Here is a 21553-nt window from a genome sequence, read left to right as displayed (position 1 = left end):
GGCCGGTGGGCGGCGCCGCTCCCAGGCACGTGCCGCGCACGGCGACGTCCGGAGGACTGAACGCGCCATTTCGTGGTACAGACAGTCCAGTTGAGGCGAACTACGGGCGGGGGCGATGGGGTGCTCGGCAGGGGCATACGCAGTGGCAGCGGTCGCGGTGACGGTCGCGGCACAGGTACGACTGGTGCGGTGGCGGCCGCCGTGTTCGCGGCGTGTGTGCTGGGGCTGGTCGGCTGTTCCTCCGGAGGTGACGGGCGTGCGGCGGAGCCGACGGAGACGGCGAGCGGCACGTCGACGGCTTCCACCGCCTCGCCCACGGTCTCCGCGTCGACGTCGACTTCAGCCTCGGCCTCGGCCTCGGTCTCCGCTTCCGCTTCCGCCTCGGGGAGCCGCCCGTCGCCGGTGCCCGTCACCGGTCCGGAGCAGAAGCTGGTGACGATGACGGTCAGCGGCGGCTTCGCCGGTGTCCGTCAGGAGGTGATCCTCCGCGGCGACGGCACCGTAAGCGCCGACGACAAGGGCAGCCGCGTGGTGCACCGCACCGGCGCGGCCCAGTTCACGAAGCTGCGCACGCTGCTCGGAGATCCGGCGCTCGCCGAAGTCCCCGCGTTCACGATCGACAAGGGGGCGGCCGACAAGTTCCAGTACGCCCTGCAGTTCAACGGCCGTACGGTCATCACGGACCGCTCCTCCGCCCAGCCCGCTCTCGACCGCCTCATCGACGACCTCAGCACCTGGCTGCCGGATCACTGACCTCGTCCGCTACCGACGCGGTTCGAGTAGGGACGCGGGTCGAGCGAGATGTGCGCGGACAGTGCGCGGAGGAAGTCGGGAGCGTCGAAGAGTTCGCCGGCCGAGGCGACACCGACGGTCCTGGTCCGCCCCGTGAGGATGCGGTGCACCGCCTCCACCGCGAGCGGCGCGGTGACGGCGTAGATGTCCCGGCCCGTCGCCACCGCACGCCGTTCGGTGCCGCCGGCGCGCACCAGGACGTCGACGAGGAAGGTCTGCGCGGAGCGTCCCTGCTCGTCGACCGAGGTCGGCGACGGTGTGTCCGGTTCCGCCAGGTTCTTGGCCGCCTCGCTGCTCATGTAGGTGCGCACCTCGGGGATGGAGAGGTGGCTGGGGACCGTGACGACGTCGGCCATCGTGAACTCCCCGATGACGCTGCGGGGGCCCATCGGGTCGGGAAAGGGCCACTCCAGGATCGGCAGGGCGTCGGTGTGGTACTCCAGTCGCCCCTTCGTGTAGCGGACACGTCGACCGTCGCGCCGCGCATGGGAGACCTTGCCCGCGGTGCGTGTCCCGGCGGTGGGATGCCAGCCGCTCAGCCCGTACGCGATGTGCGCCTCGTCGGCCTCCGTCCAGTCCCCCATCGCCGCGGTGACCAACAGATCGCCGAGACCGCCGTAGAAGGCCATCGCGGGGACGATCACCGCTCCCTCGGCCCGGGCGCGATCCGTGAACCGCGTGAACGTGTCGGCGTTGGCCTCGATCTCGGCCCCCACGTCGACGTACGGGATCCCGGCGCGCAGTGCCGCCTCGATCACGGGCGCGGCCGTCGTGGCGAAGGGCCCGGCGCAGTTGATCACAGCCGCCGCGCCGGCCAGCGCGCGGTCGAGCGAGGCCGGATCGTCGACCGACGCCGCGCGGACCTCGGCTCCGGGATGGGACGCCGCAAGCGCGCGCAGCTTGTCGGTGTCCCGGCCGGAGAGCAGCGGGACGAACCCGCGATCCCGCAGCTGTGCCACCACGAACCGCCCCGTGTGTCCGTACGCGCCGTACACCGCGATGGTCTGTCCCGATCCCATGGGTTCTCCCCGTACTCGAATGATCCGCTTGAGCTGCCTGAACTGCTTCAGCTGGTGGATCTTCCGGCCGACCTGGTCGACCGCTTGATCCACTGCGGACATCCTGACGCGGGCCGAGGCCTCGCGGTGAGTGTCTGGAACGCCATGCCCCGTACAGTTCCGGACATGAACACTGTCGCGCTGGCCGTCACGGACGGGATGCTGCACTTCGAACTCTCCGTGGCGTACGAGGTGTTCGACGCCGCTCCGGCCGGCGTGGCCGTTCCCTGGTACGACCTCGCCGTCTGCGGGTCGGACGCCGTGCGGGTCGGCCGGTTCCGGCTGGAACCCGACCACGGGCTCGACCGGCTGGCGCGCGCCGACACCGTGATCGTTCCTGGCTGGGCGGATGTCGACGAGGACCCGCCCGCCGACCTGATCGACGCGGTGCGGGCGGCCCACGAGGCGGGAGCGCGCGTGGCCTCCCTGTGCACGGGCGCGTTCGTGCTGGCGGCCGCCGGTCTGCTGGACGGGAGACGCGCGACCACGCACTGGGCGCACACCGAGGTCCTGGCCACCCGCCATCCCCGGGTGGAGGTCGACCCGGACGTGCTCTACGTGGACAACGGCAGCGTGCTCACCTCCGCCGGCAAGGCCGCCGCGCTGGATCTGTGCCTGCACCTCGTCCGCCTCGACCACGGTTCGTCGGTCGCCAACGCCGTCGCCCGCCGTCTGGTCGTGCCGCCGCACCGGGCCGGCGGCCAGGCCCAGTTCGTCGCCGCCCCGGTGCCCACCCGGGACGACCATCCGCTGGCCGCGCTGTTGCCGTGGGTGATCGACCGCCTCGACCAGCCGCTGACCGTGGAGGACCTGGCCCGTCAGGCGCGGATGAGCTCGCGCAATCTGGGCCGCCACTTCAGGGCGGCGACCGGGACCACCCCGCTGCAGTGGCTGCTCACCCAGCGGATCCGGCGTGCCCAGGAGCTGCTGGAGACCACCGACGAAGGTGTCGACGCCATCGCGTCAGCCACCGGCATGGGCACCGCCACGACGCTGCGCCGACACTTCAACCGCACGGTCGGCGTCCCCCCGGACACCTACCGCCGCACCTTCCGCTCACGGACCCGGCCGGACCCGGCATACGGCCGGCACCACCGCCACGGAGTGTGACCAGGCCTTTCGGGGTACTCGGCACCACGTCTCGGGGTACTCGGCAGCGTGTCGGACGTCTCCGCCGCGCCGCCGATCGCGATGGGAGAGACACATGGACGACCGCCCGAACCGGACCGACAACGACCTGCTCGGTATCTACCTCAACGATCACCTCGCCGGAGCCGCGCTCGGCGTGGACCGGGCGCGGACGCTGACCAAGGCCGAGTCCGAACGGGACCCGGCGCTCGCCGACGCCCTGCGCCCGATCGCCGACGAGATCGCCGAGGACCGGGCGGGCCTGTTGGAGATCATGCGGGGGCTGGATGTCCCCGTACGCCGCTACAAGATCGCCGCCGGTCATCTGGCCGAGCGGGCGGGGCGCCTCAAGGCCAACGGCCGGATCGTCCGCCGATCACCGCTCGCCCCCATGCTGGAGCTGGAGCTGCTGCGTCTGGGCGTGGAGGGGAAGGCCGCCGGCTGGCGCACGCTGCGTCGGCTGGCCGACGCCGACCACCGCCTCGATCCCCGGCGGCTCGACAACCTGCTCGAACGCGCCCAACGGCAGCGGGACACGCTGGAGCGGCTGCGCCAGCGACAGATCACGCAGACCTTCCAGCCGACCGACACCCCGGACACGGCCGAAGGCGACGAAGGCCCCCGGACATCCTCCTGACCCGACGCCCGGTGCACGCCCTCGGGGACCTTCCTGACCCGACGCCCGGACCGCCGGGTCGCCTCCGCTCTCAGCGGCCCGGCTCGTGGTGCAGCACGAGGAGTGCGATGTCGTCCCTGCGCTGCTCGGTCGCACTGGCCTTCCTCAGCAGGTCGTCGACGAGCACGTCCAGGTCCCGGTCGTCGGCGCCGGCCAGATGGTGGGCGAGGTGGGCGATGGAGTCGTCGAGGTCGACGCCCGGTGCCTCCACGAGGCCGTCGGTGTAGAAGGCGAGCATCAGCCCCGGGGTGAGCGGGATCTCGGTCAGGGGGAAGACCGCGTCGTTGTCGATTCCCAGGAGCGGGCCGGGCGGGACGTCGACGGGCCGGGTGTCGCCGTCGGGGAGGCGCAGCAGGGGCGGCGGGTGGCCGGCGCTGGCCAGGGTCACGCTTCGGCGGGCGAAGTCGAGGTGGGCGTAGAGGCAGCTGGTGAACAGGTCGGGGCCGAGGTCGGTCAGGAGCCGGTTGGTTCCGTAGAGGACCTGGTCGGGAGCCGTGCCGAGGGTCGCGTGGGCGTGGACACCGGTACGGACCTGCCCCATCAGCGCGGCGGCGGCCACGTTGTGGCCCTGCACGTCGCCGATGACGGCCGCGGCGGCGGCGTCACCGAGCCGGATCAGGTCGTAGAAGTCCCCTCCGATGTCCATGCCGCGGGTGGCGGGCAGGTAGCGGGCGGCCACTCGCAGACCGTTGATCTGGGGAAGGGTGCGCGGCAGCAGTGCCTGTTGGAGGCCGTGGGCGAGCTCGTGCTTGGTGTCGTACAGGCGGGCGCGGTCGAGGGCCTGGGCGATGAGCCCGGCGAGCGACGTCATGACGGCGCGTTCCTCGGACGGGAACACATGGGGGGCGCCGTAGGACAGGACGCAGCAGCCGACAGGCCGGCCGGAGACGATCAGCGGCAGGAACGCCCAGGCCTGCTTGCCGCTGGTCTGCGACGCCTCGGGATAGACGCGGCGCATCTCCTCGGGGTCGGAGAAGAACGTGGGGATGCCGCTGTCCAGGACGTGACCGGCCGGCGTGAAGTCGGTGTCGAGGGGCAGGCCGTCGAGACGCTCGATGGTGTGGGGGGCGTAGCCGCGGTAGCCGGTGATCCGCAGCCGGCCGGCGTCGGCGGTGGACAGGACCAGGCCCTGGGCGCCGAAGGCGGGCATGATCTGGTCGGCGACCAGGGCGATGACGTCCTGGACGCCGACGACCTCGGTCAGTGCGGCGGCCAGGTGGGTGAGCTGGTAGAGCTGTCCCGCGCGGGCCGGTGCGACGGTGCTCGCGGACCGGCGGGACCCCGGTACGGGAGGGGGCTGTGCGCCTCTGGGCACGATACGGACACTGATGCCGCTGGCGTCCGGGTAGAGGTGGAACTCCAGCCATCGGTCCGGCGGGCGGCACGCGGTGAACGAAACGGGCTCACGGCTGATCACCGCGGCACGGTAGCGGTCCTCGTAGGTGGGTTCGTCGAGCCAGCGCAGGGACTGCCACGGCAAGGTGCCCAGCAGCCGACCGGCCTCGCGGCCCAGGAGGTCGCAGGCACCGGAGCTGAGGTAGGTGAAGCGCCCCTCCAGGTCCACGGCGCAGCTTCCGCCGGGCAGGCGCTCCGCGAAGTCGGCGGCGGCCATCACGGGACTCGCGGGCCGGCGGCCGGTGGTGGCGGGGACGACGCGAGGCCTGTCGTCGTCGGCCGGTGACCTGCCGTGCTCGACGGCTTCCTCCAGCAGCCGGGCCAGGCGCCCGCATCTGGACGCGATGTGTCCCCGCTCCCGTCCGGTCATGTACGGCGGGCGGGTGGCCGGCCACATCAGCAGCAGCGCACCCCATCGCCGGGCGCCGGTGACCGGCGCGGCGACCAAGGCCAACGGGTAGGGAAGCACCATCGCGGTGCGCGGATAGGAGCGGGCCATCTCCTCCTGGCTGCCCACCCAGACCACACGTTGCTCACGGACCGCGACAGCGACCGGTGCCGGAGCGGCCATCGATATGGTCGCCCACGGTGCCGCGAACTCCGCCGGCGCCCCGCACAGCACGTCCAGACACAACAACCGCTCGTCCGGAGCGAGCAGGTAGAGAGCGCCGACGGACGCGCCGGTCCCGCGCACCGTCTCCGCGAACTCGGCATCCAGCTCACCGCTGCCGGTGGCCGGATCACCCGCGCTGGCCACGAGGCACCTCCAGCCTCACCGGGGTGGTACACCCCTACGAGGACGCTACGCCCCGGGGAGCGGTCGGCACACCCGTCCTGCGCGGGTGGAAGGCCGGCGCCGGCCATGGCTAGGAGACCGCGGTCGCCATCTCAGAGGTCACCCGGATCACCCGGGTCACTCAGGCCACCCAGGCCACCCAGGCCACCCAGGCTCAGCGGATCCCGGCAGCCGTCCCACATGTCACGGCTGGGCCGGGCGCAGACGCGCGGGCTGTCCGCAGAACCGGTAGCGGCGTTCCGGCCGGCCCGTGACCCCGTAGCGCAGGGACACCTCGGCGCTGCCGATGGTGTGGAAGTACTCCAGGTAGCGGCGGGCACTGACCCGGGAGATACCGACCGAGGTCGCGCACTCGGCGGCGGACAGGGTGCCCTCCGTGCCGCGCAGCGCGCGATCGACCAGCTCGGCGGTCTCCACGCTCATGCCCTTGGGCAGCACACCGGCCGTCGACGCCGGCCCGCTCGCTCCGGCCAGCACCCGGTCCACGTCGGCCTGGCCGCGTACGACGGCGGCGAGCAGACGGCCGCGCTGCTGGGCGTAGCGCTCCAGCCGGGCACGCAGTTCCTCGAACTCGAACGGCTTGAGGAGATAGTCGACGACGCCGTGCCGAACGGCGCCTCGGACCGTGTCGGCTTCCCGTGCGGCGCTGATGACCATGACGTCGCAGTCGTGCCCGGCGGCGCGCAGCCGGGGAATGAGGTCCAGGCCGAAGACGTCCGGCAGATACAGGTCGAGCAGGACGAGGTCGGGGCGTAGTTCGTCGACGGCCCGGGCGGCCTGTTCGCCGGTGTGGGCGACACCCATGACCCGGAACCGCTCGACGCGCTCCACGAAGGTGCGGTGGACCCTGGCCACCATGAAGTCGTCGTCGACCACGAGAACGCCGATCGCGTCGGACGTGGCAGACGTGTCGGACCCACCGGGCGCCCCGTTCATCCTCTCGCTCCTTCCGCCACCACGTCGGTGAGGTGGCCGACGGTCATGCGTGCGGTGAACATGGCCCCGTCCGGGGTGTTGGTCACCGAGATCTCACCCCCGTGACGCTCGCAGACCAGACGGGTGAGCGCCAGACCGATGCCGCGTTCGCCCTCCTGGGCGGCCTTGGTGGTGAAGCCGTGCGAGAACACCTCCCGGGCGAGTTCCGGTGCGACGCCGGGCCCGGAGTCACGGACCACGATCTCCACGCTGGACGCGTCCTGCCGCAGTTCGACCTCGACCCAGGCCTCGCGGTCGTCGGGTTCACGCAGGGCGGCGGCGACGGACGCGGCGTCCACGGCGTTGTCGACGAGGTTTCCCACCACGGTCGCCACATCGGCGGCGTCCTCCGGGGCGAGCCGGTCGAGGGCTGTGCTCTCCGAGATCCGCAGGCTGACCTTCCGTTCGGCGGCCAGGGACGACTTCGCCATGAGGAGGGCGGCGACCGCGGTGTCACGGACCCGGCGGCTGAGGGTGACGTCCAGGGACTGCCGACGCTGGTTCAACGCGCGGATGTAGCACACGACTTCGTCCTGTTCACCGATCTGGATCAGTCCCGAGATGGTGTGCAGCTGATTGGCGAACTCGTGGGCCTGGGCGCGCAGAAGCTCGGAGGAGCTGCGGAACGATCCGATCTCCCGCTCCAGCCGGGCGAGTTCGGTGCGGTCCCGCAGAGTGGTGACCGAGCCGAGCGGGCGGCCGTCCTTGGTGACCGTCATCCGGTTCATCACCAGCACCCGGCCGTGGCGGACGACGACCTCGTCGCGCCGACCGGTCGCGCCCTCCCGGTCACCCACCAGGACGTCCCGCAGCCGTCCCTCGATGTCGAGTTCGGCCAGGCTGTGGCCCTCGCAGTCCTCGGGCAGGTCGAGCAGGCGCCGGCCCATGTCGTTGACGAGGGTGAGCCGGTGCTGCGGGTCCAGGGCGATCACTCCCTCGGCGAGTCCGTACAGCATCGCCTCGCGATGCTCGGCGAGGCCGGCGATCTCGCGTGGTTCCAGGCCGAGGGTCTGCCGTTTGACGCGCCGGGCCAGCAGCCAGGAGCCGACCAGGCCGAGGCCGCTGGCGATGCCGAGATAGGCGAGCAGGTACGAGGACGCTCCGCTGAGGCGCTGCCACACCGTCGGGTCGGCTTCGCCGATCATCACGGTGCCCAGGTGCTGTCCGAGGTTCTCCCTGGTCGCGCCGAGTACCGGCACCTGGGCGACGAGTTCGCGGCTGTCGTCCAGGGTCAGTGAGCCGGACCAGCCCCGGCCCTCGGCGGCGCCCCCGCCCAGCGGCAGCCGGTCGCCGATCGCCGTGGGGTTCGTGGAGCTGACGATCCGGCCGTCGGCGTCCGCCACCGTCACCGAGGTGACCCCGGACTGTGTCTGCGTGGAGTTCACCAGCGGAGCCAGGGCCTCCTGCGGCGCGGGCCCCACCAGCTGGCTGCGTACGAGGGGGGTGGCGGCGAGCTGCTCGGCCAGCGCGCCGACCCGGCGGCCCTCGACGCGGTTGAACGTGGCCTCCGACTGGGCCAGCGAGACGGCGGCGACCGCCAGCAGCACCACCACGACGATGGCGAGCTGGAGGACCAGCATCTCCCCCGCGAGGGTCTGGCGACGGAAGGAGGCGACCACGACGGACTCAATCTCTCGTGACGACACGACGGCGGCGGCTCATGGGGCCGGGGCGCCCATCATGTCGCTCACCTGTGGCCAAGGAAAGAGACCGGCGAAGAGACCGGCGATGGGACGGACGAAGAGAGCGGCACGCAGAGCGGCCCCAGAGCGGCACACCCCCACCTGACGCGCGGTGACCGCAAAGACCACAAGCTCCGTTGGTTCCGGAAGAGAGACAGGCCCTCGACGCGCGGGCAACATGTGGCCCACGTCACCCTCCCCACAGGGCTTCCCCCGTTCCTCAAAGACGTACCGACAGGTGGTGGCACTCGTGCGCCTGCGCACCCCCTTCGCCCTGCTCGGAGCCGCCGTGCTCGTACTCGTCGGGCCTCCGCTGCTCACGGCAGGCAGCGACGCCGCGACGGGCACCCAGATCCCGGGCCTGCGCCTCATGGTCCCCAACACGCCCGGCGGCGGCTACGACATCACGGCCCGGACGGCCGCCAAGAACGCCGAGGACGCCGGACTCACGCACAACATCGAGGTGTTCAACCTGCCCGGCGCCGGCGGCACCGTAGGGCTCAGCCGACTGGTGAGCGAGCACGGCAACGGCAAGCTCGCCATGTCGATGGGTCTCGGCGTGGTGGGCGCCGCCCGCTCCAACCACGCTCCCAAGACACTCGACGACACCACCCCGATCGCCCGGCTCACCGAGGAGCAGGACGTCGTCGTGGTCGCCAAGGACTCCCCGTACCGAAACATCGACGAGCTGATCGACGCCTGGCAGGCGAAACCCGGCAAGCTCCCGGTGGGCGGCGGCTCCTCGCCCGGCGGGCCGGACCATCTCGCGCCGATGCTGATGGCGCAGGCCGCCGACATCGCGCCGAAGGACGTCAACTACATCCCCTTCGACGGCGGCGGCGAGTTGCTCGCCTCGATCCTCGGCGACAAGGTCGCCTTCGGGGTGTCCGGCGTCGGCGAGTACCTCGACCAGATCAAGGCGGGCGAGCTGCGGGTGCTCGCGGTCACCGGCCCCGAACGCGTCGACGAACTCGACGACGCGCCCACGCTCAAGGAGTCCGGCTACGACGTCGACTTCACCAACTGGCGCGGCATCGTGGCCCCGCCCGGCCTCTCCGGCGCCGAGCGCGACAAGCTCGTACGCCTCGTGGAGAAGTTGCACGACTCCCCCGAGTGGAAGAAGTCCCTTCAGCAGAACGGCTGGGACGACGCGTTCCTGACCGGCGAGAAGTTCAGCGACTTCCTGGACGCCCAGGACAAGCGCGTGGTTTCGGTGCTGAAGGAGCTTGGACTGTGACGACACAGACGGACATCCCCCGGAGCGAGCCGGCGCAGCGCCGCTCCTGGTTGCACGAGCACTCCGAACTCGGCGTCTGCGTCCTGCTGTTGGCGCTCGGCGTGCTGGTCCTGACGGACGCGCTCACCATGGACGTCGACATCACCCAGCGCGGGCCCGTCGGACCGAAGACGGTACCGGTCGTCGTCGGTATCGGGCTGCTCGTCATCGCCGCCCTGCTCGCCGTCGACGTACTGCGCGGCGGCCGTGGCCAGGCCGAGACCGGCGAGGACATCGACCTCTCCGAACCCGCGGACTGGCGCACGGTGTTGCTGCTCACCGGCGTGTTCCTCGGCGCGGCCGTCCTCATCGAACCCGTCGGTTTTCCCGTCGCGGGCGCGCTGCTCTTCTGGGGAGCCGCGTTCGCGCTCGGCAGCCGCCGCCTCGACCGGGACCCGCTCATCGCGGCCGTCCTCTCCCTCGTCACCTACGCCCTCTTCAACAACCTTCTCGGAGTACCGCTGCCCGGCGGCCCGCTGATGGGAGCGCTGTGACATGAACGCCTTCAACTCCCTGATGGACGGCTTCGGTACGGCCCTGACACCGATCAACCTGCTGTGGGCCGCCATCGGTGTGCTGCTGGGCACCGCGATCGGTGTACTGCCCGGCATCGGGCCCGCGATGGCGGTCGCGCTGCTGCTGCCCGTGACGTACGGACTCGATCCGACCGGCGCGTTCATCATGTTCGCGGGCATCTACTACGGGGCGATGTTCGGCGGCTCGACGACCTCGATCCTGCTCAACACCCCAGGTGAGAGTGCCGCCGTGGTCGCCGCCATGGAGGGCAATCCGATGGCCAAGTCGGGTCGTGGCGCGCAGGCGCTCGCGGCCGCAGCCATCGGCCACTTCGCGGGCGGGCTGATCGGCACGACCCTGCTGGTCGCGCTCGCCCCGACGGTCGCCGACCTGGCGGTGGACATCGGCGCGCCGGACTACTTCGCCATCATGGTGCTGGCGTTCATCGCCGTGACGTCCGTGCTGGGTTCGTCCCGCGTCCGCGGTCTCGCGTCCCTGCTCATCGGTCTCACGCTGGGTCTGGTGGGCCTGGACCAGATGACCGGCCAGCAACGGCTGACCTTCGGTTCCCTCCAACTCGCCGACGGCATCGACGTGGTGATCGTCGCGGTCGGCCTGTTCGCGATCGGCGAGGCCCTGTGGGTCGCCGCCCATCTGCGGCGCCTGCCGGCCGAGCCGATCCCGGTGGGACGCCCGTGGCTCGGCCGGGAGGATGTGCGGCGGACCTGGAAGTCGTGGCTGCGCGGCCCGTTCATCGGCTTCCCGTTCGGCGCGATTCCGGCGGGCGGCGCCGAGATCCCCACCTTCCTGTCCTACGTCACGGAGAAACGCCTGTCGAAGCACCCGGACGACTGGGGCCGCAAGGGCGCCATCGAGGGCGTGGCCGGACCGGAGTCGGCCGCGTCCGCGTCGGCCGCGGGCACGCTGGTGTCCATGCTGACCCTCGGCCTGCCCACCACGGCGGTCGCGGCGGTCATGCTGGCCGCCTTCCAGCAGTACGGCATCCAGCCGGGTCCGCTCCTCTTCGAACGTGAACCGGACCTGGTGTGGGGTCTGATCGCGTCGCTCTTCGTCGGCATGGTGCTGCTGCTCGCGCTCAACCTGCCGCTGGCTCCGGTGTGGGCCAAGCTGCTGCGGATCCCGCGACCGTACCTGTACGCCGGGATCATGTTCTTCGCGGCGGTCGGCGCGTACGCGGTCGGCGGCGAGGTCGTCGACCTGGTGATCCTCCTGGTCATCGGCCTGATCGGCTTCGGCATGCGGCGCTACGGCCTGCCGATCCTGCCCGCCGTCATCGGCGTCATCCTCGGCCCGAACGCCGAACAACAGCTGCGGCGGGCTCTACAGATCAGCGACGGCAGTGTGTCCGGTCTGGTCGACACGCCTTTCGCGGTGACCGTGTACGCGGTGGTCGCGGTGCTGCTGGCCTGGCCTCTGCTGAAGCGGCTCGGGACACGCGGCCGCGCGGAGGCCTGATCGGTTCGCACCGCGGCGACCACCACCTCCCGTAAAACGATTTACGGATGGTCGGGGTAGACTGGCGCCGCCCATGAGAGACCGCGTCGTGCCTGGTCGCACGGCTGCCGCAGCGAGGGGGGTGGACGCCGTTCCGGTTCGCCCCGCCCGTATCCAGGACGTCGCCGCCGCCGCGGGGGTCTCGGTGTCGACGGTGTCGAACGTCCTCAACCGGCCCGAGCGCGTCAACGCCCGCACCGCCGAGCGGGTCCGGGACGTGGTCGCCGCGCTCGACTACGTTCCCCACCCGGGAGCCGCCGGCCTGCGGACCGGGCACTCCTCCTCGATCGGTCTGGTGCTGCCCGACGTCGCCAACTCGTTCTACTCACGTATCGCACGGGGCGCGGCGGACGCGGCGTACGAGCACGGCTACAGCCTCGTGCTCTGCGACAGCGGGGACGCGCCCGAGCGGGAGCAGGGCTACTTCACCATGCTGATAGAGCAGCGGGCCGTCGGGGCCGTGGTGGTTCCGCTCAGCGCCGATCCCACCCGGCTGACGCGGCTGCGCGAGCGCGGCATCCCGCTGGTGCTTGCGGACCGTGCGATGCCGGCCCAGGACGGCTGCTCCGTCTCCGTCGACGACATCGCCGGAGGCCGTATCGCCGTATCGCATCTGCTGGACCGCGGTGCGCGGGACATCCTCGTGGTGAACGGGGAGCGCGGGATCCGGCAGTGCGCCGACCGGTACCAGGGTGCCCGGCAGGCCGTGCGCAGTCGGCGGGCGGCGGGGCTGGGCCAGGTCGTCGCCGAGGAGATGACGGTGGCGTACGGCAGGGAGATCGCGAGCGGCCTCGACGAGTTGCCCGACGGGGTCTTCTGCACCAACGACTTCCTCGCCGCGGGACTGTGCCGTGGACTGGGTGAGCGGGGCGTGCGGATTCCCGAGGAGGTGCAGGTGGTCGGCTACGGCGACCTCGACATCGCGAGCTTCGTGGGGACGACCCTGACGACGGTGCGGCAGCCGGTCGAGGAACTCGGCAGGGCGGCCGTCGAGATGCTGCTCGACGAGGTGGAGGCCCGCGCGGAACACGCCCACGGGACCCGGGTGTTCGCGCCCGACCTCGTCCTACGGGAGTCGACCCGGCCGCCTTCCGACACCTGAACCCGGCCGCCGTCAGGCGGACCCGGGGATCCGGAGCGTCACGGGCCCCAGCAGCCCCGACGCGAGCTGGGACGGGAAGGCCCAGGCGGTCGGCGTGGCTTCGGCGAGATACGGGGCCAGGGTGTTGTGGACGGTCACGTCGACGCGGACGGTACGCCCGGCGGCACCGCGGAGTTCGAAGCGGTACGGCGCGCAGAACGCCTCGCCCATGGGTTCGCCGTCGACAAGGACCGAGACGCTGCCGCGCACCCGCCCGAGGTCCAGCACCGGGCCAGGCCCGGCCGGTACCTCCAGGGTCCGCGAGTAGGTCACGCCGCCGCTCCAACCGCCCAGTCCCAGCGCGCCCCAGTCCCCCAGCGGCAGCGGCGCAGGCACGGTACGCACACGCACCGGCCCGCGCCAGGCGGAGCCGCCCCGCAGCACCGCCGTGGGTGCGGTGACGGACTCGATCTCCGTGGGCTCCGACAACGGCTGATCCAGTGTCAGCACCTGCCCGTCGAGCGTCTTCTCGGTGCCGTTCCCGACCCGTACCCGAGCCGGAAGCTCCAGCGGCAGATCCATCGACACGGTGCCCGCGGGCACGGTGAAACGGAAGCGCTGCGCGCGCTCGCGGATGTCGTCGGTGGACCGCAGCGGCAGTACGGCGGTGCCGAGCTCCGGTGCGCCGGTGAGCCACTCGGTGTCCGGCAGCGGGTGCGGCCGTACCGCGGCATGGCAGTGCTGCAACTCCCCCCACCGGCCCTCGTGTTCGACCGTACGTCCGCGCCACTGGCCGGTCCGGGCCTCCCATCCGGCACCACTGACCAGAGCGGTCGCGATGGACTCCGCGCCGGCCACGCAGTCGACGTAGACCGCTTCTCGTGCGTGGACGCTGTCGGCCACCACGTCGAGGACGTGCTCGCCCGCCCCGAGTGTCAGTCGGTGGCGGAAGAACATCGGCACCGCGCCCCAGTCCGACTCGTAGTACTCCACCTTCTCCTGACGTGCTACGACCGAGCCGTCGAGCAGGACCGTGACGCCCACCGCGGCGCCCACGACCAGCACCGCCGCGCCGCCGGAGGCAACGCGCAGCCGGCCGCGGTAGGTCACGCCGCCGTCGGGTCGTACGTCGTCGGGCAGACACATGAACTGCGGACGCGGCGAGAACCCGTCCGGACGGGACAGGCAGAAGTAGCTGCCCAGCGGTGTGCCGGCGGCACCCGAGATCAGCAGCGGCCGGTCCTCGGCGTCCCCCAGTTCGTACTCGAGCACGTTGCGGGACCGTGTGACCCGCACCGGGGCGAAGGCGAGAAAGCCCCTCCCGATGTCCAGCCGCTCGCCGTTCCACCAGACCCGCTTGGCCGCCGCCGCACCGATGTGCAGATCGGCGGGACCCCGGTGGTCCGTCACCACGATCGACCGGATCCGGGCGACGGTTCCGAACCCGGGCACGGGGACGCGCACGAACTCCTCGGACACCATCCCCTTGTTGCCGAGCAGACCGTCCTGGTCCGGCATCCCCCGGCTCGACGAGTACAACGAGACACGCCAGCCGCCGTCCGGGGGCACCAGGGGCGCCGCCCCGGCCAGCACCCGCTCGACACCGGCGGCGTCCAACGGGTCGGGGGCCTGGGCGGAGGGCACCGGAGGCAGGACACACACCCGGTTGCCGTATGTCGCCCGCGACAGCTCCCCGTACGCGTCGGTCCGGTCGGTCTCGGTCCATCGCATGGTCCAGATCTGCGGCTCGTCGACGGACGTGCCCGCGGGCAGCGCCAGGTCGCCCCAGGTGTTGTCCATGGTGGGGACCAGCCGGCCCTCCCAACCGCCCGAGACGTCGATCGTCTCCGCCGGCTCGGGGTGCGGCGCCGCCGTCCGGGCCGGCGGTGTGCCTTCGCGCCATACGACGAGAGCGGCGGGGGCGCCTTCCAGCGGCACCTCGATGGTCGAGAGGCCGTCAAAGACGGTGACACGCGCCGGACTTCGGGCGCCGGTCGCCGGATTCCAGATCTCGGCCTCCGCGATCGCGGCGCGTACGGTGATGGACGAACCGCGGGCGTAGCGCGCGGGGTCGACCTCGTGGAGGCCGTTCGGCGGATCCGTGCGGGCGTCCGGGAAGGCCCCCGTGACCAGGGCGACCGCCGTGTCGCCCCGCCTTCTGACGAGCAGCGGTACATCGCCCGTCACGTGGCCCGCGGCGTCGGCCACCGCCGCCGCACCCGCCGCGGCGTCACTCGCCCACTCCAGCCTCGGGTGGGCCGCCAACGCCGCGACGACGGCGTCGTCGCCGCCCGCCCCGGCCGCCGTCGCGGGCGGCCGGCCCACGACCACCACCCGGCCGCCGGCATCGAGCAGTTCCGTCAACCGGCGTGCCGTCTCCTCCTCCAGGACGCTCGCCGAGGGCAGCAGGACCGCGGTGTACGCCAGGTCCCTGACGCGCAGGGCGCCGTCGGCGGCCTTGGCACACCGCACCGAGGCGTCGTCCAGGACGTCGAAGGAGACGCCCCTCCGGTCCAGTTCGCCGATCCGGGGTCGCAGCCAGTTGTTCGTGCCGCACAGGTCCAGGTAGTGCCGCTGAGTCTCGTCGACGTCGGCGTGAGCGTCGCCGAGGCGGCCGTCGCCGAAGTGCTGGACGGGCACGTCCAGCGGGATGAGGGACTGCATCGTGGCGGTGGGGTGCAGGACCGCGACGTCGGCGCTGTAGGTGCCCCAGGACATGATCGAGCAGATCCGGGCGACCGCCCGGGAGAACGCCGGGTACTGCTGCCAGTAGGGCTGCCGCCAGTCGGTGGACGGCGGCGCCCACTCGAACCAGCCTCCCGCGGTGCCGAAGTAACTGGCGTGCGGGTTGTACAGGTTGGCGCCACTGCGCAGGAACGGCAGCAGCCAGTCGTAGGTGTCCTCCAGGGTGCCGCCCCAGCCGGAGGAGTGGAACGCCTCGATCCAGACGCGCTCGTGGCCGTGGAGGTGGGCCATGGAGGAGTGGACCTTGGCGTCGCCGTGGTGGTCGCTGCCGACGGCGCCGTACCAGCGATGGGTGCGGAAGTAGTCCGTGTAGATCTGCGTGGACTGGGCCGGGAAGCCCGCTCGCGCGGGGTTGCTCTGGTCGGCTCCGATGAGCATGCCGCGTTCTTCGTGCCAGGCGGCGAGCGGCCTGAACAGGGCCTCTTCGGTGAGTTCGGCGCGGACCGCGTAGTAGTCGGCGCGGACCGCGCGGGGGTCGACCTCAGTCGCGCGGTGGTCGGCGTGGGTCTTCGCCGCCGAGGCGGTCGCCGGGGTTGTCGCCGGGGCGAACAGGGCCGGCAGATGGTCGAGCAGGTCGTAACCGCGTCGGGCGCGGAACTCCTCGGGGAAACGGTGGCTCCAGGAGTTGGTGCCGGGCAGCTCGTCCTGGAAGCTCCCCGCGACGACATTGCCCAGGTACTCCGGGACACGCCGGTCGAACTCGTGGTGGACGGCGTCCAGCAGCAGGCCGACGGCGTGCGGGTCCAGATAGTCGAACGCCGTGGGGACGGCGACGACCAACCGCACCTCAGTCCCGTCCCCGGCCTCGACCCGGGCGGCACCGGGGCCGGCGCCCACGGCCATGGGCAGGCGACGCCCCGTCAGGTCGTACACCCCGACCGGGGTTTCGGAACCCCGCAGCGTGACCGCGCCCCCGGAGACGGTCGTCGTGCGGGAGCGCAGCGCCCGGCCGGTGGCCCGCGGGTGCCGACGGGTGACACCGCCCTGGACGTTGGCGCCGGAGAACCCGATCTGGTCGTAGAACCACAGGCGGGTGCCGAGTTCCCCGGCGATCCCGCAGGCGTCGGTGAAGCGGGCCCACCACTCCTCGCCGAACCACACCGGATCGTCGGTCCGGGCGCCGAAGGTCGGCCCGGCGGGGGCCAGGTTGATCACCACGAGGTTGTGGACGCCGCCGTCCGCGAATCTGCGCATCTGCCATGCGAGGCGCTCCCTGGTGACCTTCGCACCCGACCACCACCACAGCGGGGTGGGGCCGAAGTCCCGGGGCGGATCGTCGAACAGCTGTCGCAGTCCAGGAGAGATCACGAATGCGGTCCTTCCGAGTGCGGCCCGGGCAACCTCGCGGATCTGAAAACGTTTTACATCACGTCCACCGTAGGCGACCTGCGGCGTTCGCACCAGATACGAAACTCCGAGAAGGATCTGCCCCTTCTCTGCGCGGATGTGGGCGCGGGGGCTTGTTGCAACGTTTTTCGAACCTTATAGTCACTGCGACCTGCCCGGCCGAGAGCCGCGACGTCCCCCTCCGCCGCTCCTTCCGCGTGTTCCTCCGCCGGGTCTCGTCGATCGAAGATCACCAAGGCCAATCCCCGGACGACGACGGAGTCGCATCATGGCCCGAACTTCGACTGCCCCGGATCACCCGGAACAGCCCATCCCCAAGCGCCTGTGGAAGGTCGCGGCCCTGTCAGGCATGGCCTCGTACCTGGACGCCGCTCTCATCGTCAGCATCGCCGTCAACCTGGCCATCTACCGGGACCACTACGACATGGGCGTGTGGATGGCCGGCGCGATCAGTGCGATCGTCACCGGCTGCATCGCCGTCGGCTCCCTCGTCGGCGGACGGCTGGCCGACATGTTCGGGCGCCGCCGTGTCTACAACCTGGACATCCTCTGCTTCGCGCTGGGCGCGATCGTCATCACCCTGGCGCCGAACGACATCGTGCTCCTGGTCGGCGTGCTCGTGGCGGGCCTGGCGGCAGGAGCCGATCTGCCGACATCCCTGGCCGTGGTCTCCGACGCCGCGCCCGCCGACGGCCGCGCCCGGCTCGTGTCCTTCACACAGGTCATGTGGGTGTTGGGCATCGTCGTCGTCATCTTCCTCGGCTACGTCCTGTCGGACACGGGCATGACCGGGGCGCGGATCATCACCGGTCATCTGGCCGTCGCCGCGCTGCTCACCTGGCAGCTCCGCGCCCGTCTGAAGCTCGCCGACGAGCCGTCGGACGACGCGGTGGAGGCCGAGACGGTGGAGGCCGACGCGGTGGAGGCCGGGGCGACCGCGCCTGCCGCCCCGCGCGGAACCGCGCTCAAGAACGTGTGGAACCGTGCCGCGTTACTGCCGATGGCCGCGACCTTCCTCTATTACGTCACCTGGGGCGTCGGCGCCAACACCTTCGGCCAGTTCGGCACCTATCTGCTGGTCACGGTCAGCGGCGCCTCGCAGAGCCTGGCCACCGGGATCAACCTGGCCTTCCTCCCGATCGCGCTGGTGCTGACCTTCGTCTTCGTCCGGCTCGCCGACACCCCCTGGCGCGACCGGCTGTTCTACGTGTTCACGATCGTGCAGGTCATCGCCTTCTGCATCGCCTCCCTCACGGCAGGCGCCCTCGTCGGCATGCTCGTCTTCTTCGTGCTCTACCAGATCTCCAACCCCTTTGCGGGGGAAGCCAGTTACAAGGTGTGGTCGCAGCTCACGCTGCCCCCGGACACCCGCGGCACCACCCAGGGCCTGACCTACGCCCTGTCGCGAGGCGTCTTCGCGGGCGTCGCGTTCGTCACGCCCGCCCTGATGGAGTACAGCGTGTCCCTGCTGCTCTGGTCGATCACCCTCTGCATGGCGGCGTCGGGTGTCGCCGGGGTCTACATCGTCCGTGTCCTCATCCGGCGTTCCCCTGATGCCGCTGCCGCCCCGGCGGGTCTGGGAGTGTCCCGGGCCTGAATCCGAACCGGACCTCCGAAGGAGCACCGCCCATGGCAACGACCGAACCCACCACCCTGGCCGCGGACCGCGCCGCCGCCCTGCGCGATCTGCTGCCCCCGGTGCCCCGCCGCCGTACCCGGATCGGACTGGTCGCCGGCGGGCTCGGCACCTACTGGCCGCAGTTCCCGGATCTTCTCCCGCAGTTGAGGGAGTCGGCCCGGTACGTCACCGAGCGGTTGCGGCGACTGGACGCGGAGGTGACCGACGTCGGCTTCATCTCCGACGCCGAGGAAGGGGCAGTCGCCGCCGAGGAGCTCCGGCGGGCGGACTGCGATCTGATCGTGCTGTTTCTGACGACCTACCTGACCTCGTCGATGGTGCTGCCGATCGCCCGGCGTTCACACACCCCCGTCCTGGTCATCGACCTCCAGCCGTCCGAACGGATGGACCACGCCTCCTTCGACACGGGCGCCTGGCTGGCGTACTGCGGACAGTGCCCGGTGCCCGAGGTCGGCAACGTCTTCCGCCGCGCCGGCATCCCCTTCCGGTCGGTGTCGGGCTGGCTGCGCCAGGAGTCGGCCTGGCGGCGCATCGAGCAGTGGATCCGGGCCGCGCACGTCCGCGCCGCGCTTCGGCACGGCCGGCACGGTCTGATGGGGCATCTGTATCCCGGCATGCTCGACGTGTCGACCGATCTGACGCTGCTTCCGGCGACGTTCGGCTCTCATGTCGAGGTGCTGGAGTTCGACGACCTGCGGCATCGAGTGGAGAAGGTGACCGAGGAGGAGACCCGTGAGCGCATGGCCCTCGCCCGGCGGGTCTTCGCCGTCGACGACAGCGTGGCGGACGAGGACTTCGCGTGGGGGGCGACCGTGTCGGTCGCCCTGGACCGGCTCGTCGAGGACTTCGGCCTCGACACACTCGCGTACTACCACCGCGGCCTCGACGGCGAACTGCACGAGCGGCTCGGCGCCGGCCTGATCCTGGGCGCCTCGCTGCTCACCGCCCGGGGTGTGCCCGCGGCCGGTGAGTACGAACTGCGCACCAGTGTCGCCCAGTTGGCCACGCAGTGCATCGGTGCCGGGGGCTCCTTCACCGAGATCCAGGCCCTCGACTTCGAGGACGAGGTCGTGGAGATGGGGCATGACGGGCCTGCCCACCTCGCCGTCAGCGCCCGCGATCCGCTGCTGCGGGGTCTGGGTGTCTTTCACGGCAAGCGCGGCTGGGGCGTCAGCGTGGAGTTCGACGTCCAGCACGGGCCCGTCACCCTCCTCGGCCTCGGCCAGGACGCCGACGGCAGCCTCTCCTTCATCACCTCCGAGGGCACTGTCGTACCGGGACCGCTGCTGGAGATCGGCAACACCACCAGCCGCGTCGACTTCGGCCGTGATCCGGGCGAGTGGGTCGACGCGTGGAGCGCCACGGGCGTCGGCCACCACTGGTCCCTCGCGGTCGGCCACCACACCGCCGACTTCCGCGCCGCCGCGAGTCTGCTCGGCATCGACCACCGGGAGGTGTGACCACGGCCGGGACGTGCGGAGCTCGACGTGCGGTCGCCGATCAGCTCGGCGCCATCGCCGCCCTACGGGCTCGACCCCCCTACGCTCAAGGCGGGGCGACCCTGGCCGCCCTCGCCCGAGGGCCCTGGGGCGGCATGCCCCGAGCCAGCGGACCGCGCATGTGGCCCCGGAGCCGCGGGGGCGGCCGGGGCGGGAGCCAGGACGCCAAGGTCCACGCTCCGCACACGCGGTTGCCGGAGGTGAGTTCCCGAGACCTCCTTCGTGGTCAGCCGGAAGCCTCGGTGAGCATGCGCCAGCCCGGGGTGTAGTTGCCGTGAAGCACGAGGGACGCGGCACCGACCGCGCCGACGGTGTCGCCCATCACGCTCTGCTCGACCGCGATGGGGCGGATGGCGCGCGCGACCGACGTGCTGTTGACGGCCGTGTCGATCTCCTCCCGCACGATGGGTTCGATGCCGCGCAGCGCCTCACCGCCGAGGATGACGCGGCTGACGTCCAGCAGGCTGACGGCACCCCGGGCGGCCTGTCCGATGCGACGGGCGGCGTGGCGTACGACATCGCAGGCGGCCGGGTCGCCCGTGCGGGCGGCCCGGCGGAGCAACTTCCAGTCGCCGTGCAGGGAGTCGGGGCCGACGGCCAGGCCGATGCGGTCGGCGGCGGCCTGCCCGTGGCGCCGCAGCAGGTCGTCGATGATCGCGGCCGGGCTGCAGTAGGGGCCGAGGCAGCCGGTGCCGCCGCAGTGGCAGACGCGGTCCCCCGGTTCGACGGCCATATGGCCGAACTCCCCGGCGTTGCCCGAATCGCCGTGCAGGACGGTGTTGTTGAGGACGATGCCGGCGCCGATACCGGTGCCGAGGTAGAGGAACAGGAAGCTGCCCGCCCTGGCCTCGCCACCGATCCACCGTTCGCCTATGGCCGCGGCGGTGGCGTCGTTGTCCAGGGCCACGGGCATGCCGGTGGCCTCGGCGAACATCTCCAGCAGGCCGACGCGGTCCCAACCGGGCAGGTTCGGCGGGGAGATCACCGTACCGGTGGAGCCCTCGATGGGCCCGGGAGCGGCGATGCCCAGGCCGAGCAGTCGGGCGGGGTCCACGGCGGACCGGTCGACGAGCCGAAGGGCCGCGCGGGACACCCGTCGCACGACGTCGGTCGGCTCGCTCGGGACGGTGAGCCTGAGCCGACGGGTGGCGATCGCCTCACCGGCCAGGTCGACCAGGACGATGACGGCCGTGTCGGGGTCGAGATGGACACCTAGCGCGTAGGCCCCCTCGGGACGGGCCGCCAGCAGAGTGCGGCGTTTGCCCCCGCTGGAGGGCGCGTAGCCGGTCTCCGTGACCAGGCCGGCGTCGAGCAGCTTGCGGACGACGTTCGAGACGGTCTGGTTGGTCAGGCCGGTCAGCTCGGCCAGTTCGACACGGCTCACCGACCCTCTGGTCCGGATGCCGTCCAGGACGACGGCCTGGTTGTACCGT

Annotated in this window: 15 protein-coding genes and 1 pseudogene; 9 read left to right on the top strand and 7 right to left on the bottom strand. The window is 71.7% G+C overall.

The window, feature by feature from the left end; translation table 11 throughout:
- The first annotated feature begins 189 nt into the window (after window positions 1-189).
- Window positions 190-753 (top strand): hypothetical protein, encoded by a 564-nt coding sequence (locus AB0H86_RS19340; RefSeq protein WP_362439522.1) that lies wholly within the window; start codon window positions 190-192, stop codon window positions 751-753.
- Here AB0H86_RS19340 and AB0H86_RS19335 read toward each other — a convergent pair.
- On the bottom strand, window positions 747-1811 hold the full coding sequence (locus AB0H86_RS19335; RefSeq protein WP_362439752.1) for a saccharopine dehydrogenase NADP-binding domain-containing protein: 1065 nt from the start codon (window positions 1809-1811) through the stop codon (window positions 747-749). The two genes, AB0H86_RS19340 and AB0H86_RS19335, sit on opposite strands and share 7 nt — an antisense overlap.
- Window positions 1812-1976: 165 nt before the next feature.
- Here AB0H86_RS19335 and AB0H86_RS19330 point away from each other — a divergent pair, with 165 nt between their 5' ends.
- Together AB0H86_RS19330 and AB0H86_RS19325 are read left to right on the top strand one after the other, a co-directional pair.
- Entirely contained in the window at window positions 1977-2960 is a 984-nt protein-coding gene (locus AB0H86_RS19330; RefSeq protein WP_362439519.1) for a helix-turn-helix domain-containing protein, read from the top strand.
- A gap of 94 nt (window positions 2961-3054) precedes the next feature.
- On the top strand, window positions 3055-3615 hold the full coding sequence (locus AB0H86_RS19325; RefSeq protein ID WP_362439516.1) for a hypothetical protein: 561 nt from the start codon (window positions 3055-3057) through the stop codon (window positions 3613-3615).
- A gap of 70 nt (window positions 3616-3685) precedes the next feature.
- On the opposite strand, the gene AB0H86_RS19320 is transcribed toward AB0H86_RS19325, so the two are convergent.
- The 3 genes from AB0H86_RS19320 to AB0H86_RS19310 all read right to left on the bottom strand — a co-directional run bounded on the left by AB0H86_RS19320 (window position 3686) and on the right by AB0H86_RS19310 (window position 8439).
- The gene (locus tag AB0H86_RS19320) at window positions 3686-5806 is read right to left on the bottom strand and encodes a SpoIIE family protein phosphatase (protein ID WP_362439513.1); all 2121 of its coding nucleotides are present in this window, start codon (window positions 5804-5806) and stop codon (window positions 3686-3688) included.
- 222 nt (window positions 5807-6028) lie between these two features.
- Window positions 6029-6781: a response regulator gene (locus AB0H86_RS19315; protein ID WP_362439510.1), complete on the bottom strand. Its 753-nt coding sequence runs from the start codon at window positions 6779-6781 to the stop codon at window positions 6029-6031.
- On the bottom strand, window positions 6778-8439 hold the full coding sequence (locus AB0H86_RS19310; protein WP_362439749.1) for an ATP-binding protein: 1662 nt from the start codon (window positions 8437-8439) through the stop codon (window positions 6778-6780). Before AB0H86_RS19310 ends, AB0H86_RS19315 begins: the two co-directional genes overlap by 4 nt.
- Window positions 8440-8752: 313 nt before the next feature.
- Between AB0H86_RS19310 and AB0H86_RS19305 the strand changes: the two genes are divergently transcribed.
- The 4 genes from AB0H86_RS19305 to AB0H86_RS19290 all read left to right on the top strand — a co-directional run bounded on the left by AB0H86_RS19305 (window position 8753) and on the right by AB0H86_RS19290 (window position 12911).
- On the top strand, window positions 8753-9739 hold the full coding sequence (locus AB0H86_RS19305) for a tripartite tricarboxylate transporter substrate binding protein (RefSeq protein WP_362439745.1): 987 nt from the start codon (window positions 8753-8755) through the stop codon (window positions 9737-9739).
- Window positions 9736-10272 (top strand): tripartite tricarboxylate transporter TctB family protein, encoded by a 537-nt coding sequence (locus AB0H86_RS19300; protein ID WP_362439507.1) that lies wholly within the window; start codon window positions 9736-9738, stop codon window positions 10270-10272. The genes AB0H86_RS19305 and AB0H86_RS19300 overlap by 4 nt, the downstream gene beginning before the upstream one ends.
- Before the next feature lies 1 nt (window position 10273).
- Window positions 10274-11770, top strand: a complete 1497-nt coding sequence (locus AB0H86_RS19295) for a tripartite tricarboxylate transporter permease (RefSeq protein ID WP_362439504.1) — start codon at window positions 10274-10276, stop codon at window positions 11768-11770.
- 121 nt (window positions 11771-11891) lie between these two features.
- The gene (locus tag AB0H86_RS19290) at window positions 11892-12911 is read left to right on the top strand and encodes a LacI family DNA-binding transcriptional regulator (protein WP_362439742.1); all 1020 of its coding nucleotides are present in this window, start codon (window positions 11892-11894) and stop codon (window positions 12909-12911) included.
- 12 nt (window positions 12912-12923) lie between these two features.
- Here the strand turns inward: AB0H86_RS19290 and AB0H86_RS19285 are convergent, their stop codons facing one another.
- Window positions 12924-16943 (bottom strand): glycosyl hydrolase, encoded by a 4020-nt coding sequence (locus tag AB0H86_RS19285; RefSeq protein ID WP_362439501.1) that lies wholly within the window; start codon window positions 16941-16943, stop codon window positions 12924-12926.
- 307 nt (window positions 16944-17250) lie between these two features.
- Between AB0H86_RS19285 and AB0H86_RS19280 the strand changes: the two genes are divergently transcribed.
- Both AB0H86_RS19280 and AB0H86_RS19275 read left to right on the top strand, forming a co-directional pair.
- Window positions 17251-18579 carry an MFS transporter gene (locus tag AB0H86_RS19280; RefSeq protein ID WP_362439498.1) on the top strand — a complete coding sequence of 443 codons (1329 nt, stop codon included), beginning with the start codon at window positions 17251-17253 and terminating at the stop codon, window positions 18577-18579.
- 32 nt (window positions 18580-18611) lie between these two features.
- The gene (locus AB0H86_RS19275; RefSeq protein WP_362439495.1) at window positions 18612-20081 is read left to right on the top strand and encodes an L-fucose/L-arabinose isomerase family protein; all 1470 of its coding nucleotides are present in this window, start codon (window positions 18612-18614) and stop codon (window positions 20079-20081) included.
- A gap of 265 nt (window positions 20082-20346) precedes the next feature.
- On the opposite strand, the gene AB0H86_RS19270 is transcribed toward AB0H86_RS19275, so the two are convergent.
- Entirely contained in the window at window positions 20347-21366 is a 1020-nt protein-coding gene (locus AB0H86_RS19270) for an ROK family protein (RefSeq protein ID WP_362439739.1), read from the bottom strand.
- Window positions 21367-21423: 57 nt separating this feature from the next.
- Window positions 21424-21534, bottom strand: a pseudogene (locus AB0H86_RS19265) (hypothetical protein); the annotation flags it as partial.
- Window positions 21535-21553: the final 19 nt, after the last annotated feature.

The sequence above is a fragment of the Streptomyces sp. NPDC050997 genome (assembly GCF_040660135.1).
GTDB lineage: Bacteria > Actinomycetota > Actinomycetes > Streptomycetales > Streptomycetaceae > Streptomyces.
The sequence above is the reverse complement of the archived record's forward strand: the minus strand, read 5'-3'. Positions and strand labels throughout refer to the sequence as shown.